Here is a 17950-nt window from a genome sequence, read left to right as displayed (position 1 = left end):
TGAGCCGTATGCAGTGAAAGTTGCACGTACGGTTCTTAGGAGAGCGGCACTTGGTAACAGGTGCCGCTTATCCGACCTTTAAGTGTTAGTCGATGATATTGTCAGCTCAAAAAAAATGCATTGCGGCGTACAAAATCCAATCAGATTATGAGCACAGATAAATCTTACTCTGCCCTAAATTTACGTTATTGACTGCAAGGCTCGAATAATTCGGAGTTTAATCTATTGCTTGCACCATGCTTCCGGCATAATGGCGCTAAGTACTTAACAGAGTCGTTATAATGGATAAGCAGCAAGACAGTTACATGACTGAAGAAACACTAATTGAAGTAGTCGAAAATCAAATCGCCGACAGTGAACCCAAAAAGGTAAAAGAAACCTTGATGCGTTTAGTCATGACAGGTACACCGCGTGAAGAAGCGATTCAATGGATGGCGTGCGCGTTGGCTATCGAAGTTTTCGATGTCATGAAAAATGGTTCCTCTTTTAACGAAATACGTTATGGCCAGCATTTGGATGCACTACCGAATATTGATTGGATGGAAGATCAATAGCAACCCATAAATTCCTGTCCTGTTAATCCCGATAAGTGACATTATCGGGGTCTCATCGAAAAGTATAAAGAAAGATGTTGGATTTATATCTTCGATGAATAGTGTTGGAGCCTGTTTAGATAATGCTGTTGTAGAGCTATTCTTTGGCAGTGTGAAGCATGAATGGCTGTTAAATGTAGTGCATTTGACTCGAGGATCCATGAAGCGAGATGTTGAGGAATATATACGCTATTACAACCATTAACGCTTGCATACAACACTTGGTGATTTAACACCAATCAGCTATGAAAAATCACACAGTAAGGTGTCCGGTTCCACTTGAGCAGAATAAAGAATGAAGGCATGAAATACACGTAACGAATATGTCGTGTGGCTATCAAACGTTCATCTTCTTACGGCGTCGACTTCCCGCTTCTCAGAAGTGAAAGTAACGAGACGTATCGATATGAAGACGGTCGTTTCGAATTCCGCTTAGCTATCGACCTAGAAAACGCGTATGGAAACGAAAAGAAAACAAGAGCGATATGCATCGCAACTGACAAACAGATCTTCTCTCTTACCTGTAGATAAACATCAAGTTAAATCGACCCTATAAAAATCATGGTTATAGATAAGTCAGCGCTATAACGCCAACAACTGGGGTAAGTATTCGCTGTCTAATGCGGCTATCTCAACTTGTTCTGTCAGTACGTCATGTAAAATTTGATGGCTGGTTAGCGGGTTGGCCAGTACCACTCTAAATACTGTCGTTTGTTGGCGGAAGTATTTTGCCGGTTTAATCCGCGTCCGTGACACAAATGATTTGCCTTGTTCGCGTTGATACTTTTGAATAAATTGGGTTAATCCATCCAGTAGCTCGTTAATTTTTAGCACCAATTCGGTGTCATTGTTCGATATTGCCTTTGTCAGTATTGCTTGTACTGATTTTGGAACATAACGATAGGTCAGCAAACATAACTCAGGCGCAGTGACTAACTCAAAATCGACATGACGGTCGATGATTGAGGCAAAATAAAGGGCTTTTTCTAGGCTATTATTAATGAGGATCTCATAACCATCTCTACCAATAATCTGTAGGCATGCATGTACTAGCATTGCCATACCAGGACGTGAGCCTTCAAGCGTATGACTGCCTAAATCTTTTGAACCTACTCGTAAGATATATTCAGCATGATGGACAATGGAGTTGGCCAGTTCAGGGTCTTTAAATAACACCATACCCGCACCCATAGGGACGTACATTTGTTTATGGGCGTCGATAGTGACGGAGTCTGCTAACTCAATGCCGTTAAGCAGGTGACGATATTTGTTGGATAATAAACTGGCGCCGCCCCATGCTGCATCAACATGGAAGTGACAATTTAATTCGCGGGCCAAAGCGGCCAATTCTGTTAAGGGATCCACATTACCGGTTTCGGTCGTGCCGGCTACGCCCACAATAGCCATCACTTTAATATTCTGCTGTGCCAGTTTAGCCGCGGTCTCACGCATCGCGACAACATCGACCTTATGATGTTCATCCGTTGCTATGCTAATGATATTATCTCGGCCAATACCTAATAAGTCTGCGCTCTTACCCAAAGAATAATGCCCCCGATCGGACACTAAAATGGCAAGGTCATCATAGCCATAAAAGCGAAGTGCTTTAGTCATTCCTTCACGAGTAATGCCTTTAAATTCGCCGCTAGGTTGTAATAAGCGGTTTCGGGCAATCCACAGTGCGGTAATGTTAGCAACGGTGCCCCCTGAGCAAAATGCCCCGAGCGAATGATTAGCGCTGTGCATCCATTGATGATAAAAATCATCTGATTGTTGATACACCAAATGATGCATCATGCCTAATACTTGGCGCTCTAACGGAGTAAAAGCTTTTGATGTCTCGATTTTAACCAGATTTTGGTTCAGCCCCACCATGATCTTCGACAACGGCAACACAAAATAAGGTAATGCAGAGGTCATATGACCAATAAAACTGGGCGCCGCGGTATGGACTGAATGCGCGACTAAATTTTGCATGATTTCGTCTGCATAATCAGAGACAAATTTAGGATCAGAGGGGATCTGATAAGCGTTAAAATCGGTTTCAATTTCTGAAAGAGGCTTTTCCAGTGCGGCGATGCTGTTGCCTAAAAAACCAGCAAGATCTTGTGACAATTTCTGCTCAATAATGCTCAACGTCGAGGTTGAAGCTTCAGGCGCGGTAAAAATGCGCAGTAAACTGTCTTCTGAAGCGCTTGCTTTACGGGGGATTTTCGAAGTCATTTTGCTTGCCGTAATGATGAAAACTCCATCCTGTTAGCGTTGACTGATGCTTTACGATTAACGCCGCACCTTCAGGATGAAATGAGGGTGCTAACTTTACTGTATGGCTGGTTCCGCTTCAAGTATTTATCGTGTTATTGCTGATGATTAAGTTCAATAAATTCCCGCAGCGTCTTAATTTTTGTGGTCGAATTCGGTTCGTGGTATACGTGTTTAAATCGCTAGGTAATGTGTGCCTCTTTAGTGACGCTGCGTTAATACCTTGCAAAGCCGCCGCAAAATGGACCTGCTGAGGTCAGTATCCCCTAGGGTACAGCATGTTAGCATTGCATATACGGCACAAACACCTGTGGCTATTTGTGCCGTATATGATTACTTTTTAGTAAATGAAAGCGATAAAATAGCAGCAATATTGCGGGCAGTATTAGTGAGGTTAACTTGTGCTTCAGACAAGACTTGCTCTAATGGTTGTAGCGCAGGGATGATCGGGAAAATAGCATGCATGCCTTGGGCTAAAATAGCATCGGCATTTGGGCCAAGACATCCGGAAATACCAATAACGGGAACATTTTGTTGCTTAGCGATATTCAATACTCCCATTGGGGTTTTACCAAATACTGTTTGACCGTCAATGCGGCCTTCACCCGTAATGACTAAGTCGGCATTGTGACAATACTGTGCCAGTTTAACGCTTTTAGTGACGATATCGACCCCAGGTTTTAAGGTTGCGTTTAAGATTGTCATTACGCCAAACCCCATGCCACCAGCAGCGCCGGCACCTGGATGTAAGCGGCAATGAGCATCATTGGATTGGCTCAGCTGTTGGGTTATGGTGTGTGCAAAATGGCTTAGCGCTTGGTCGAGTTGCTCAATCATCTCTGTCGTCGCCCCTTTTTGAGGACCAAAAATCGCACTAGCACCTCGAGGTCCGCATAACGGGTTATCGACATCACACGCGACTTCGATAACACAATCCTTAATAGCAGGATGGAGCAATTGAACATCTACATGATGCAATGTGGTCAGCGCAGCGCCTCCAAAAGGTAATGGCGTCATAGCTATATCGCTTAGTTTCACGCCTAAGGCTTGCATCATTCCTGCGCCAGCATCATTAGTCGCGCTGCCGCCAAGGCCGAGGATAATGTGCTTGATCCCACGGTTTAATGCATCGGCAATTAACTCACCCGTACCAAAACTGGTGGTCAACAACGGATTACGTTGGGTTAACGGCACATGGTGTAAACCAGAGGCAGCGGCCATTTCGATAATAGCGGTTTGGTTTCCATTCTCGTTAAGTTGTCCTAACACACCATAAAATGCGTTAACAGGTAATCCTAAAGGACCTGTTACTGTTAGGTTAATAATTTGCCCTTGTGTGGCATCGACCATAGCTTGTACCGTGCCTTCACCGCCATCGGCCATTGGCACTTTACAATACTGTGCATCAGGGAAGATAAGCTTAAAGCCTTGTTCGATGGCATTGGCCACTTCAAGCGCGCTTAAGCTTTCTTTAAATGAATCAGGTGCAATAACGATTTTCATAGAAGGCTCTATTTAGTAAGTTACAGTAAAAATAAGCTTAGCAGGTAAACAGTGATCATTGCCGTGATCCCTTGGACCAAGGTTGCCATTGTTTGGGCTCGGTAAGCTTGCTTGACACTCATATGACTAAACTGAGTAACAACCCAGAAGAAACTGTCATTAGCATGAGATACGGTCATTGCGCCTGCACCAATGGCCATTACCGTGAGTACGCGGCCCATTTCGGAGGCTAAACCAATATCGCCTAATAATGGTGCCACTAATGCAGATGTTGCAACTAATGCGACAGTGGATGAACCTTGCGCTGATTTGAGTGCGGCAGCAACGATAAAGGGCATAAAAATACCGACGCCCAAAGCCGATAAACTGCTGCCTAAAAAAGCACCAATTTCAGTGGCTTTTAATACTGCGCCAAATGCACCGCCAGCACCGGTGATCAATAAAATAGGCGCGGATACCACTAAGCCTTGGCTAATACGTTCGCTAAATTCTTTGATTTTCTGGTTACTCTTTAGCAGAGGTAAAGATAAAAATAAGCCAATCATTAAGGCGTTAACAGGTTGTCCTAAAAAGACTAATAAATTAAATAACCCCTGTTCATCAAGCGGTTTTGAAGGGAAGTTAGCCACTGTTCCTAAACAGATAAAAATAATAGGCACAAAAATAGGCGCAAATGCTTTGAGGGGGCTGGGTAATTCGCCGTATGTCTGCTTCAGATCGTCAAAGTCTGGTAGTTGTGCATTAAGTTCTTCAGCACCTTCGCCGTCAGGTTGTTCGTTGGCAAAACGGTTAGCCCATAGCATACCTGCAAAAGCGGCTATAGCAGCAACAAACACACCGACAGCAATGACCAGTCCTAGTTGTGACTCAAGCCCTAGATTGCCCGCCGCTGCGATAGGACCCGGGGTAGGTGGCACAAAGGTGTGAGTGGCATATAATCCCGTTGCTAGCGCGACACTCATGGCTACTTGCGACACTTTCATCCGGTTAGCCATCGATTGTTTCAATGAATTTAAAATAACAAAACCAGAATCACAGAAAACCGGGATCGACACCAAATAACCAATCATTGACATGGTTAGGGTTGGAAAGCGCTGGCCAAACAGTTTAATGACAACATCTGCCATGGTAATTGCCGCGCCGCTTTTTTCGAGAATAGTACCAATAATGGTACCTAATACAATAACTAATCCGATATAGCCTAAAATGCCACCAAAACCGCCAGTGATGGTTTTCGCTATTTCATTGCTGGGTAAGCCATAGGCAAACGCCGTTAAAAACGACGCTAAAATAAGGGTTAAAAAAGGGTGTAGTTTGAATGTAGAAGTGGCGATGACGATGAACGCAATCACGCCGAGTAAGATCAATATTAGTCCCATAGAATACTCGTTATTTATTTTTATTAGAATGGTTTAGTGACCCATCATAGTAGACTATTACCGATAAATTACTTTATTCATCCGCACTGATAAATGCATTATAAGAGACATTTTTTGTGCTAATGCACAGTTAAGTGTTGGGCTGATGGATGAGCTGACCTAAATAGAGACTCAGTAATCCATTAAAACTGTGTAAATCGATATTGGTGATGGTTTGAATTTTATCTAATCGATAACGTAATGTATTTCGATGTATAAACAAACTGTTAGCACAGGTTTGTATGTCACCCATATGTTCAAGATAAGCGGTGAGTGTTTTTTGTAATTGTTGATTCTTGTCCACTTCAATGAGTTTCAGGTAGGGTCCGGCAAGCGCATTACCTCGCCAGTGTTGACGTAAGCCTGATAAAAGCACCTGTAAGCTGTAATCCTGGTATAAATATTTACTTTTTGTTGGGTGTAATTTTTTGCCAATATCCATGGTTTCTTTGGCGGTGCGGTAAGAGTAACTGATGCCTAAATCACCATTGAAATAATGGCCCAATGAAATATGTAGGCTCAATTGCATGTTTGCTGGCAAGCGTTTGAGTAATTTGTTGATGCGTTGATTTTCAAGTTCAGGGTCAAATTGTTTACCGTCTAAAAACGCGGGTTTTAAAATAACTAATTGGGTTAACGAAGTCATCGCAATTAAATTATCTCGTACAGGATGCTGTAATAAAGACAGTACTTGTTTTAACGCTTGATTATCTTGTTGGTACATGGGGTTATTACTGTCGAGTTCGATGATAGCGGCCACTCGAGGTAAGCTCAAATCGATACCTAATTGTAATGCCCATTGCTTTAATGAAGGTAAGTCTTGTTCGGTGGCATGAATAAGCTGTGAAATAAACTCTTCTTTTTGACGATTTTGCCATTGTAGTTGTTCTTGCAAATTAGCTTGCTCGACAATCATTTCAGCGGTCATTTTAAGCAGCTCGCCATAATGACTTAATGTGCCTGGTTCGCCCGTAATACCGATAACGCCGACAACTTGACCTTGATAATGCAATGGTAAATTAAGTCCAGGTTTTACCCCTTGTAGATTTGAGGCAATAGTTTGACTGATCTCAACGTTGCGATTTTGGCTGATAGCCAATAATGCGCCCTCATGTACGGTGCCAATTCGATCGACTTCGCCCGATCCCAATATAACGGCTTGAGCATTCATAACATTGATATTATGGCCAATAATTTTCATGGTCCGGTTGACAATTTTAGCCGCAATTTGGGTATCAATCTGAAACATGAAGTTCTCTAAGCAATAAATATCAGTACTGAATGATACCTGATGTTGGTCAGGTATTGGGAGGCTGTTGACCCACAAATGTGTTCAAAAAGTAAAAAGAAGGGCGCATCTTGTGAGATAAAGACGAGGTAATAGAGATGAAGAACAAGAAAGATAAACATTAGTTTGCCCAAACTCAATCTCAAGCCATGCACCTTGTTAATGCAATGTTAGCAAAGGCCTGGTGGCAAGTTTTTATTCAATCAAGTATTCGCGAACATTTTCCCATCCATGGATTATCTGAAGTGATATAAAAACGCCAACCTGGATAAGGTTGGCGTAATGTGCAGTGTGAGTGAACCCGTTATAGGACGGTTATTTCACTTACAGAGTATAACGGACGTTAAGCATAATCATGTGTGCAGTATAATCATGCTGTAAGTTGCCTAAACTCATCACGTTCCAAATGGTATCAGGTTCGATATCATTGGCATCGTCATTATCAAGGTACTTTTCCATTTTGTAGTCTATGCGTAAGGACATTTTGTCTGTCGCTTGATATTGTGCATAGACATTAATGTTATGTACTTTGGCAAAATAGTCACCGTAGTCACCACTAACACCTTGTCTGACTTGGGTAGTACTGTCTGAGTCAGAGTAGGTATAATCTAATCCTAGGCGTAAACGACTATCCATTAAATTATTGTAACTTAAGCCAGCACCAACGACATCGACCGTGTCTTCAATATCGGCTTGCCAAGTGGCGATACTAACATTAGCACTACCAGATTGAGCTGATTTTATGATTTGATGGTTATAAAATGTATTTATATTAATATCATTATTAATCATGTAGTTAATATTAATATCGTAGTTAGTGTCTTTTGATTCAGTTAAGCCAATTTGAGTGTCGGTATAGTCATCAAACGCGTAGCGTACACCAAAATCTATGTTCAAGTTATCCATAGGTGTGTGGTTGATGCGTGCTTCAACTTGGGTGCGGTCGCGGTCGGCAATGTAATAGCGGCGTAGCAGTGGATTTTGCTCTGCCGATGACGATTCAGATGCTAGATATTCAGAACCATCTCTTTTGCTGAAACTACCTTTAAGCCACATATCCCACATATCAAAACTATTAAGGCGTAAACGCGCCCAAACGTTATTGTCGTCAGTGGTTTCTCTGCCTTGATTACTGCGCTCGTCTCGTCTGAAGTCATAACCTGCATCAAGCTTAATATCATGACTAATACGATAGTCGGTTGATAATTTGGCTCGATGGGAAGTGTGATCATAAGGGGTGTTGTACACCACTTTGCCGGTTACATCGTTAATACTAATTTGGGTCCATTGCTCAATTTTGGTATTGTTTTCTCTGTCGTTATAATCATAACTGCCAGTCAGACGCCATGCACGACTCAGTTTGGTTACCGCTTTCAATGTCATGCCGGCGATGTCGACTTTGGCATCAATACTGTCAGCTGGTAATGAATAGCTATAACCTAAGCTGGTTAATTGCTGATCTTGGGTCATTTGGCCTAAGCGTAAGCGACCACTCAAGCTAGTGATGGAATCGTTATATTGGCCCATTAGTGAAATAGTATGGGCTTCGTTATCGGGGTCGAGTGCAATGTAACCTCGGGTTTGAGCCCCAAAAGTGGGATTAAAGGCACTGTCAAAGCCAAGCTGTTGGTGGTTATTACTAAACACAGAACCACTGTAGTTTAAGCTGGTAAACCAATTATCACCGCGCAGTTTAATCCCGGCGTTTAAGATGTCTGTGGTGTAATCAACCGGCTCTGCCAGCATCATAGATTGATTGAAGAAACTGCCTGAAGCAATTTTGGTTCCAGTTTTCTCTTCGCGCTGAAAATTGACGTAGGTCGTGAATAATGATTCGGTTTGATATTCAAAGCCTAGACTAGCCAGTTCACGTTTTAGTGACAGTTCAAATGGGGTTAAACTGTTATATAACATTGGCATGTCTGAACTTGCACCCGCGGTTACCCAATCACCCGCTAGTGTCAGGTTATCGCTGCCGATATTTTGATAAGGGCTCAATGCATTGTTGCTTTGATAAGTTGCAATGGATCGATAGCCTAGATTGAGGCGATATAATCCAAGTTTACCGGCATCAATCTCCATTCGACCGTTGTCCATGCCCATGTTATTTGCGACAACTTTTGCTTGGTAGCCATTGTCACCTTGATACTTTATATCGGCATCAACTTTACCCGCGGTTTGATTGCTGCTATTAAATGCATTGGCTGATTGAATATCGTCTTCACTGTTGTAACCAATACCAACACCGACAGTTCCTGTGGTACCTGTTTCGACAGCACAAGCCTTACAATTCCAAGCATCATATTTAATATTGTCGGTTTTAGCATTTGCTAGGCCATAACCATCAGCCATAAGGCTAAAGCTGGTGCTAGTGAGTAACGCTAAGGTGATGATGTTTAATTTAGTGTTCATAATATTAGCTCCTTAGCGCTGCAGTAACTTACCAGACGGATGGTTTGAACCATGTACTTGGCTGTGACAATTCAAGCAGCTACGCCCGCCAGTAAAGGCATTACCATTTACCGTTGAGCCCATGTCGGTGTTGCCTAGATAAGCATTGCTTGTATGATTGTCACTCGCATGACATTGCTGGCACAGTTGTGGCGCGCGAGTTTTGAGCATGGCGTCGTTTACCGAACCGTGAGGATTATGGCAATTGACGCAATTTTCGGTGACGGGTGCATGCTCCCACAGCTTTGGGCCGCGTTTCTCTGCGTGACATGAATAACAGGTTTCATTCACCGTGGGTTGAACAAGGTCTGCGTCACTCATACTGCCATGGGCGTTATGACAGTCGCTACAGGTCATTTGATTCCATTTCATTGGATGACTTGAACGCTTATTCATGTCGGCTTTTTGTCTGGTGTGACAACTGGTACACACTTCCACTTCAGTTTGCTTTGACAATATAGGGTCGTGTTCAGCGTGCACGCTATGACAAGATGCACATGCCACATCAGCATTGGCGTGATGGCTACTGTCCCATGCAACACGTTCGTCGTCGAGGTGACAACTCATGCACACACTGTTTTGCTTATCTGCGGCGAGTGTAGACGTTGGGCCAAACGTAATCATAGGCTCTTTACCACCCCGATTATGTGATCCTAATGGACCGTGACAAGCTTCGCACTGTAATCCTGCCATTGGACTTTTTGAAGAGTCAATTGAGCCGTGCGCACCCTTAAAGATGGCCATGACTTTTTCTGATCTTTTATGACACATTAAGCAAGTGTCAGCGCCTTTAGTTGAGTATTTTCCTTCGGCGAATTTTTTATCTAACGTGGCTTCAACTTCGGCCGGCGTCATGTTGGCATCCCATTTTGCTGCCTGTACAGGATTCGACACCAACAGCGACGCGGTGAGGCAGAGTAGGGCTAAAAATATTGTATTAATTTGATGTGTGGTCTTCATAAGTAGACTTCCTAATTTGTCCATTTAAATGGTCATTGGTTAATAACATAAGTCATAACATGAGAGAGAAGCAGGGCTTCTCTCTCAATGAACAAATTAAAGTTTCACTTGTGTGTGGTTTTCAATGGTGGGTGCATGGCAGTAGAAACAGGTTTCTAACTGCGCAGCATCATTGGCTTCTTGATAGCTACCATTAACAATTGCGCCACCTTGGAGCTCAACATGTTGTTTAATCTCGTCAAAGCCATGACATGAGGCACATGTCGCCGTGATAGGGGTGGTATAAAGGCCTGCAGATGTGGCTAGTGCACCTTTAACTCTGAATGCATCAAGGTTAAAGTCATTGTGACACTGGGTACAGTCTTTGATAATGCCTTGCTCGCCATGAACACTGTGCAATTTCATTTCAATCGCACCTTGATTAGCACCGGAAGCATAAGTGCCGTCAGGTGTGTGACAAACCACACAAGCATCCAAACCGACAGTGACTTCGCCATTAAGCTCGCGAGCTAATTGTTCGGTCATCACAAAGCCTGCATGGTGACCTTTATGCAACTCAAAGGTGTCGCCATGACAATTATCACACGAGCCAAAATTGACCGAGTCAATGTGACGATAGCTCGGTGCGTTGCCAGAGAAAGTACCTACTGTGAGCTCAGCTTTCATGCTGGTGGTCGCTACGCCGTCAGCGCAATCGATGGCTTGGATACCGTCGTTACACATTTCAAGACCAATAAAGCTAAAGGCGGTATCTGTGTCGCCTGCGCCAAATGGCAGTGATGCAATGTTATAGACCAAGTTACCTGATTCAATCACTACATCAGTTTGTAACAGACCCGCTGTGATAAAGTCTTTACTGATTTTGGCTAAGCCACTACCTGGGCTAGCTTTATATCCCATAATTGGGAAGTTAGGCCCAACGTTAGTGTTTGTTTCAAGACGTTGAATTTTACTGACTAAGCTTGAGGCGTCAATGGCCGTACCGTTGGCATCTAAAATGGTTACCGATAAGGTTGCTGATTTGTCATCAGGGCTGGTTTTATTAGCAGTCAATGTGGCTGTCATGCCATATAAATCGATGAATGCTTTTTTCTGAGTATAAGCCGTAGTGTGTAACTCTTCTGTCCAGTTAGCATTATGGCACGCAACACAATTTGAATTATCAACTTGTTGTGAGTGACCTTGACCGGTTTTAAAGTCAATATCGGTATGACAACTTGAACAGGTTTCCATGGTAGGAATGCGAGTCCAGTTACTTGATTCGCTAAGTTGTTCAGAGTCGACATGACAAGTGGTGCAATTATCTTGCACTATGGCATGTGCTGTTTCAGCACTCTTGTCCATGTTGCGACCATACATTTTGGCATTGTTGTGAACATTATGGATCAAATGACTAAACTCATCTTGAACCTTGTCTTTTTCAATGGCCAGTTCGTTGGTATGGCATGATGTACAGGTTTCTAAATCAGTGTAGCTATGATAAATGCTTTCACCCTTTGCATGGCAGGTATTACAAGTGGCTCCGCTAACAATGTTTTTGGTGTATTTAGCTTCGAAGCCTTCACCGTCAAAATCTTCGCTGATTTCAGTGCGCGGCACACCGGTAACGCCATCTTGCAAGGTGGATGCACTTGCAATGATGTTATAGCGCTGTGTCAGCTCTGGATTAAAGCCTTCAACATTGACATTAAAGCTATAATTTCCATTACCATGATCGGTAAAGGTTTTTTCTGAACCAATAAATTGCCATTGGGCTGAATTACCCGCGCCACTTGCGCCAACAGGAATGAGCTGAACGACTTTTTTAACTTCAAAGTCTTTAAGGCCAGCTACTGGGAGGTCTTGTTCATTTGTCGCAAAGACTTCAATCGTCGGTTTGCCGTCTTGATAAGTGACTTTGGTAATATCTAAGTTCAGCGTGTTAATCGCTGCAGCCGGCTCGCCACTAGGGTTGCCTGGATTACCTGCTTCACCATCATCGCCTCCGCCACAACCTACCATTGTCATTGATGCTGACATAGCAAGTAATAATGCCATTTTTGTGTATTTTTTATTCATCATGTTTTCCCTGCAAAGGTCATCCGTCTAACTTACTGGCAGTATGTTCTGCAATTATCTTATTCAGTTAAGTTGACGTTGGAATTAATTTTCCCAACACTAAGATTACGTTACAAACCGCTACTCGTCTTTAAAGCGAACGTAATTGTGTGATGGCGATCAGCCTATTAATAAAGAGGTATATAAAATACGGAGTTTATTGAGGATTATTGTTGGTACAAAAAAAAAGACCTTAGTCATACACTAAGGTCTTTGGAACATAAAACGATAATTCTATTTACATTTTAGGGTTAAAAACCGTGTGTTTTAGTGACGCGATCTACTGTATGACAGGTTGAGCATATTTCAGATGCACGATTATGAACATCGCCTTCACTGATCCCATCAATAATACCGCCATTTATCTCAATATGAGACTCGGCGGCGTCAGTAAGATACTTTTGGTGACAACTTAAGCACGCTCCAGTATCTGATGACACCCAAATATCGGCACCCGTTTCGAGGTCGCCATATCGCCACACTCTGTCAGTGGCTCTACCAAGTTCGATCCCATCTGCAGTATGGCAGGTTTTACAGTCGCTTTTTAACACAGTGCCAGACTTAACCCCAGCATACTTGAGGTAATGGCCTTCAGCTTCGTGCGCTTTAAAGGCAAAACTGGTTGATTTTTTGCCACCAGGGTAAGTGTCATCACTCCTAAGAATCTTATCAGCGGTATGACAGGTTTGGCAATTGACACCATTGTCATAGTGATACACTTCTTGGTTATGGCAACCTTGACAGCTTGCAGTGTTGATAATATTTCGACGCGAGGCTATGGCCTGACTATCATCTACAGCGCTTGCTGCCATGACAAAATGATATGGGCTACTTTTGATTTCCACTGTTTGGACATCATCAGTACTGCACGCGGTCAATTTCACTTCAGGTCTACCGTAACCACCATGGTTATAACAGGCTTTAACCGCAGACCATAGTTCAAAGGTTTTGCCGACGTAATCGGTTGGTAAGGAGACACTATCCCAAACCAGGGTCCAGCTATTGTCTGTGTTGGCGGTACCTTGACTCAACCTAAGACGACGATCATCGTAACTGGCATCGCTATAAGCAGGATAGTTTTTGTCACTGTCCCACGCCATCACCACTCGGCCGCTTTGGTCGATAAACTCAGCCGGGATGACCTGGCCACTTGCGTCAGTAAAGCTGACGTTAGTGCTGAACTTGTTGTCAGCAGTCACAGTAATATCGCTAAAGACCACTTTCATGGTTTGGGTTTCGTTATAAGCTTTCATGACATCGCCATGAGCTTCTTTTGCACTGCGACCATAGCCTTCTTCAACATGGCATGAAGTACAATTTGTGCCGGCACCAACATGGTGCTGAGTCGCTAACTCTGTGTGGCATGCAATACAAGCGGTATCACTTTTATTGGCATTAAACAGCGCGGCATCTTTGGGAGCGTTTGCGCCCTCTACGTGACATGCACTGCAATCCGCAGCGGGTTTTTGCGGGTACATCACGTTACCGTAATTGTGTAATCCGCCGCCATAACCAATCACTTTGTATGGTGCTGCTACATCGCCATCGGCAGTACTGGTTACGCGATCTTGGCCCTTATGAATGGCATGGATCATATAGGTGAAATCGACACTGTTACCGGTTTCAGGATCGCCCGATGTTGCCGTATGACAAGAAGCACAGTTTTCAAGATCGATTCGACGACCGCCATGTAATGCTAAGCTTTCTGGTTGATGGCATGTATAACAAGCTTCAATCGATACCACATCACGTGACGTAATACCTTCGGTTAAGCCGCTTGAAGGTTGAAAGTCGTAATGGGCATTTGCAGTGATTAATGGCTGCTTTAATTCTAAGGTAATACGTTGAGTGTCATCAGCTTGGTAAGTAATACTAATTGGCTCAGTTACTTGAGCAATATTAGTTTGAAAAGTGTATGAGTAAGAGCCATCTTGATTATCGACTAAACAGTCAGCACATTTTGATGCTGCCTCAACCTCAGCCTGATATTGATCCGATGGGGAAATATTGGTTTCACCATCAGGGATCCAACTGGCATTAGCTTGCTTTGTTGTATTGATATAAGACTGCCATTGATAGCCGCGGTCGACTTCAACCTTAGCACCATCAGCACCGACCATTTCCTGTACAGGAGTTAATTGAGCCATGCCAAAACGAAGATCGTGATCTTTTGTTAACCCTAATACCGCAACCCCATTGGCATTTCTAAGGGTAAAGGCAACATTGACTTTTCCATCGACGACAGTGGCGTCGGTAAATGTAGCGTCTAACGTTGATGTTGCATCAATATTGACACCGATAATACCATCTGGACCATCTTCGCCATTGTTACCATCACTGCCTCCACAACCCGATAGCGCTAAAGCTATAAGCCCTGCACTCAATACCGCTTTTGCAGCGGGACTAACTATTCTTGTCTTCATCATGTATTCCCTGCATTTTTTTGTTATCTCGCATGTCACTATCAGATAGATGTGTGCGGATTTTATTTCAATCTTATGTTAGCTAACCTTAACTACTTACTCATTGAATTATGTGTAGAGTTGTGACTAAGATCTGACTATTCCTTTGTGAGTAACGTGGCTTGATAAGAATTAAGTCGGTATTGAGACACAAAGTGACATCATGCCTAAAATCCTAATGTGCGCGGTTGACTCACTTGTGTATAAGTTATTGGGTGTTCGTTTTGGCTAAGTAACCGCAGATAGGAATGAAAAACCATTATCAAAAAATGATTATCAAAAAACATTGTCCTGCTAACGCCCTGACATTCAACTGTAAAATACCGGCTATTGATGTGTTAATTCGCTCTATTAGCAAACAATCAGGCAAGTTTGATATAAAATATTTTGTCCTTTACCTATTTACCTCCGCTATTATCTCTGGTTGAGGTTAAGTATTGTGCAGTTAGGTGGAGGATTGAGAACTAATTAAGATAAAGGCTTGATCAAGCCAATAGGTTAGGGGATAATCTCCCCGTTCTGAGACATAAGCTTTATATTTTATGATCCAGAAGTCAATGGTGACCCTAGGGTCCCCCCGCAACGATAACTTGTGAACTCGGCCAGACCTGGAAGGGAGCAACCGCAGCAAGTGACTCGTGTGCCGGGGTGTCGGCTCTAGGGGAGCCTCCAATACTCCCCGTGTCATTTTTCACCAAATCACCAAATCACCAAATCACCAAATCACCAAATCACCAAATCGTTCAAACGTTAATACTCGTAATCTGCTATTTATAAATCCTTTGATTAAACGAATGATGCCCATATTGGGTCTAACGAATAATTATAGTTATTAAGTATTGATTATTTTATGATTAATGCTCAGTTCTACATCGATTAATACATGTTAGATTATTGTGGCTGTTCGCCCGCGAGTGCTGCGGCTTCTTCTTTTAAACGTTTTTGCAAATTCATTTTGAGGAATTGCCTTGACCGTTCGAGTGCTTCACTTATTTCGGTTTTCATCTGCTGTAGTTCTTGATAATTTTCGAAGAAATACGTATCAACTAAATGGCGAATGTACCTAACGGGTAATTGATTCAATGTGACACAGCATAAGTCTGCCAAGTACTCTTCTGGCAATTCTTCCATTAAGCCTTCATCTCTGAGTATTTCCATTAATAGAACTTCATAATAGTTTCGGATCTCTAATTGCATTATTACGCTCCATTGAGACGGTTTGATGTATCGACATGAGTGTTAATGTCGAGAGTATTGAGGTTAACTCTGTGGTGCATTTTTTGATTGGCACGGCTTAATGCAGTCGTCACCATGATTCATTTGCAGCAATTAATAATTGGCTATGGCGATGAGTTAATTCTGCCTCATTACGACTATAGCCTCCCCCTATGACCGCTGCAAGAGGGATGTTATGCATTTTTGCTATTGATATTACCTGTTTATCTCGAGCGAGAATACCTTGGTTTGAAATAGCAAAATATCCGAGGTCATCATGTTGATGGATATCGACTCCCGCATCATAGATGATCAGATCTGGCTGATGGAGACGGATCAAGTAAGGTAATATTTGTTGAATGTGTTCAAGATAGCGTTTATCGGTACAGCCTTTATCGAGATCGATATCGTGGTCAGATTGCTGTTTTCGGGACGGGAAATTTTGAGCACAGTGGATCGAGCAACTAATGATGTCTGGGCAGCCTTGAGTGAGGGTCGCCGTTCCATCGCCTTGATGAACATCGCAATCAAAAATGAGTACTTTATCTATTTTTCCTGAGTCAATGGCTAATCTAGCTGCGATAACCAAGTCATTGAAAATGCAAAAGCCACTACCATAATTATAGTGAGCATGATGATAACCACCGGTTAAATGAATTGCTATTCCATGTTCAAGCGCTAAGTCGGTACACAAACGGGTACCATTTACCGCGTGTAAAGTACGGGTGACTAATGCTGTACTCCACGGGAAACCAATGCGCCTTTGGGCTTTGTGATCTAAGGTGCCATTGATAAATTGTTCTACATACTGCGGGCAATGTACGCGAAAAAGGGCCTCTTTGGTCATTGGCATCGGAGTATGACGACATTGCTCAATCAACAAGTGATGTTTGAGCGCATGCTGGTATAAATTATGATATTTGGTCGTTGGAAAACGATGGGTACTAGGCAACGCCAGCTGTGAATAGCTGGCGTGATATACAAAAGGGATAGACATCAAGATTAGAGTTGTTTGATTGCCCAGCCCATAAATTCTTTCCGCGTTTTATCATCGGCTTGTAACCACCAATACTGCAGCATTTGTTCGGCTTTTGCCGGACTCGGTTTCTGAGCCGTTGCTGCCGGTACTGGAGTGACATCGGGGGCGCTCATCGTCGCTGTTGCAACGTCTGCGATTACCGGTAATGTTTGTACCGATTGGCTAGCGTTACTCGTTGCTGAAGCCGATAAGGTTTCAATATCATGTTGTTTTTTACTTTGAAACAGACTCGTCATAAATGATTCGTCAGTAAAATCGGTCTGTTTGACACTGTAAGTAACCGACCCATTGTCTTGACGAGTAATGCTAATTTGTGGTTTTTTTGCGAACGCTTTTGGATTTTTGATCACCTTGCCTTCAGCAGCCTGCAACTGGTATTGATGATCGCCATCCACCATTAACGTTAAAATTAAAGGCGTTGATTTTACAAAGGTTTGGCTATCACTAAAGGAATCATCAACCACATCATAATAACGAATAGCAATTTTATGGGTGCCATTGGTTAACGCTAAATCTGATTGGTGGTTGAACATACTGGTTTCAACCTCTGTACCATCAAGCGCTAGATACTCAAAAGACATGGGAATAGTCAAATTAGCGGCTAGAACAGATGATGACGATAACAATGCCAAAAGCGCACTAGTGGTAAATAAAGATTTCAT

The 17950-nt window shown here is 42.9% G+C and carries 12 protein-coding genes, 1 other RNA gene and 1 pseudogene; 3 read left to right on the top strand and 11 right to left on the bottom strand.

Annotated features, from left to right (window positions below; genetic code table 11):
- Positions 1-281: 281 nt before the first annotated feature.
- Positions 282-554 carry a hypothetical protein gene (locus AAEZ00_RS11330; RefSeq protein WP_101030274.1) on the top strand — a complete coding sequence of 91 codons (273 nt, stop codon included), beginning with the start codon at positions 282-284 and terminating at the stop codon, positions 552-554.
- Between the two features lie 88 nt (positions 555-642).
- Positions 643-876: pseudogene (locus AAEZ00_RS22420) on the top strand (IS3 family transposase); the annotation flags it as partial.
- Positions 877-1175: 299 nt separating this feature from the next.
- Here the strand turns inward: AAEZ00_RS22420 and panP are convergent.
- From panP to AAEZ00_RS11285, 8 genes are all read right to left on the bottom strand, one after another.
- Positions 1176-2816 (bottom strand): pyridoxal-dependent aspartate 1-decarboxylase PanP, encoded by a 1641-nt coding sequence (panP, locus tag AAEZ00_RS11320; RefSeq protein ID WP_351088645.1) that lies wholly within the window; start codon positions 2814-2816, stop codon positions 1176-1178.
- Between the two features lie 372 nt (positions 2817-3188).
- Entirely contained in the window at positions 3189-4358 is a 1170-nt protein-coding gene (locus AAEZ00_RS11315; RefSeq protein ID WP_351088644.1) for a glycerate kinase family protein, read from the bottom strand.
- A 20-nt stretch (positions 4359-4378) separates the two neighbouring features.
- Positions 4379-5737, bottom strand: coding sequence for a GntP family permease (locus tag AAEZ00_RS11310; protein ID WP_101030278.1), 1359 nt, complete (start codon positions 5735-5737; stop codon positions 4379-4381).
- Between the two features lie 130 nt (positions 5738-5867).
- Positions 5868-7025: a sugar diacid recognition domain-containing protein gene (locus AAEZ00_RS11305; protein WP_124013407.1), complete on the bottom strand. Its 1158-nt coding sequence runs from the start codon at positions 7023-7025 to the stop codon at positions 5868-5870.
- A 363-nt stretch (positions 7026-7388) separates the two neighbouring features.
- Positions 7389-9476 carry an MtrB/PioB family decaheme-associated outer membrane protein gene (locus AAEZ00_RS11300; protein WP_351088643.1) on the bottom strand — a complete coding sequence of 696 codons (2088 nt, stop codon included), beginning with the start codon at positions 9474-9476 and terminating at the stop codon, positions 7389-7391.
- A gap of 12 nt (positions 9477-9488) precedes the next feature.
- On the bottom strand, positions 9489-10475 hold the full coding sequence (locus AAEZ00_RS11295; protein ID WP_124013405.1) for a DmsE family decaheme c-type cytochrome: 987 nt from the start codon (positions 10473-10475) through the stop codon (positions 9489-9491).
- Between the two features lie 96 nt (positions 10476-10571).
- A complete protein-coding gene (locus tag AAEZ00_RS11290) occupies positions 10572-12536 on the bottom strand; it encodes an OmcA/MtrC family decaheme c-type cytochrome (protein WP_124013404.1) in 1965 nt (654 codons plus the stop codon).
- A gap of 287 nt (positions 12537-12823) precedes the next feature.
- Positions 12824-14998 carry an OmcA/MtrC family decaheme c-type cytochrome gene (locus tag AAEZ00_RS11285; protein WP_351088642.1) on the bottom strand — a complete coding sequence of 725 codons (2175 nt, stop codon included), beginning with the start codon at positions 14996-14998 and terminating at the stop codon, positions 12824-12826.
- Between the two features lie 602 nt (positions 14999-15600).
- On the opposite strand from AAEZ00_RS11285, the gene ffs reads away from it, so the two are divergent.
- An RNA gene (gene ffs, locus AAEZ00_RS11280) (signal recognition particle sRNA small type) lies at positions 15601-15698 on the top strand.
- Positions 15699-15925: 227 nt separating this feature from the next.
- Here ffs and AAEZ00_RS11275 read toward each other — a convergent pair.
- The 3 genes from AAEZ00_RS11275 to AAEZ00_RS11265 all read right to left on the bottom strand — a co-directional run bounded on the left by AAEZ00_RS11275 (position 15926) and on the right by AAEZ00_RS11265 (position 17950).
- Entirely contained in the window at positions 15926-16231 is a 306-nt protein-coding gene (locus AAEZ00_RS11275) for a late competence development ComFB family protein (RefSeq protein WP_124013402.1), read from the bottom strand.
- A gap of 109 nt (positions 16232-16340) precedes the next feature.
- Entirely contained in the window at positions 16341-17249 is a 909-nt protein-coding gene (locus AAEZ00_RS11270; RefSeq protein WP_164839465.1) for a histone deacetylase family protein, read from the bottom strand.
- Between the two features lie 2 nt (positions 17250-17251).
- Positions 17252-17950: a DUF2057 domain-containing protein gene (locus AAEZ00_RS11265; protein WP_124013400.1), complete on the bottom strand. Its 699-nt coding sequence runs from the start codon at positions 17948-17950 to the stop codon at positions 17252-17254.

Source organism: Shewanella sp. S1-49-MNA-CIBAN-0167, assembly GCF_040310145.1.
Lineage (GTDB): Bacteria > Pseudomonadota > Gammaproteobacteria > Enterobacterales > Shewanellaceae > Shewanella > Shewanella psychromarinicola.
The sequence above is the reverse complement of the archived record's forward strand: the minus strand, read 5'-3'. Positions and strand labels throughout refer to the sequence as shown.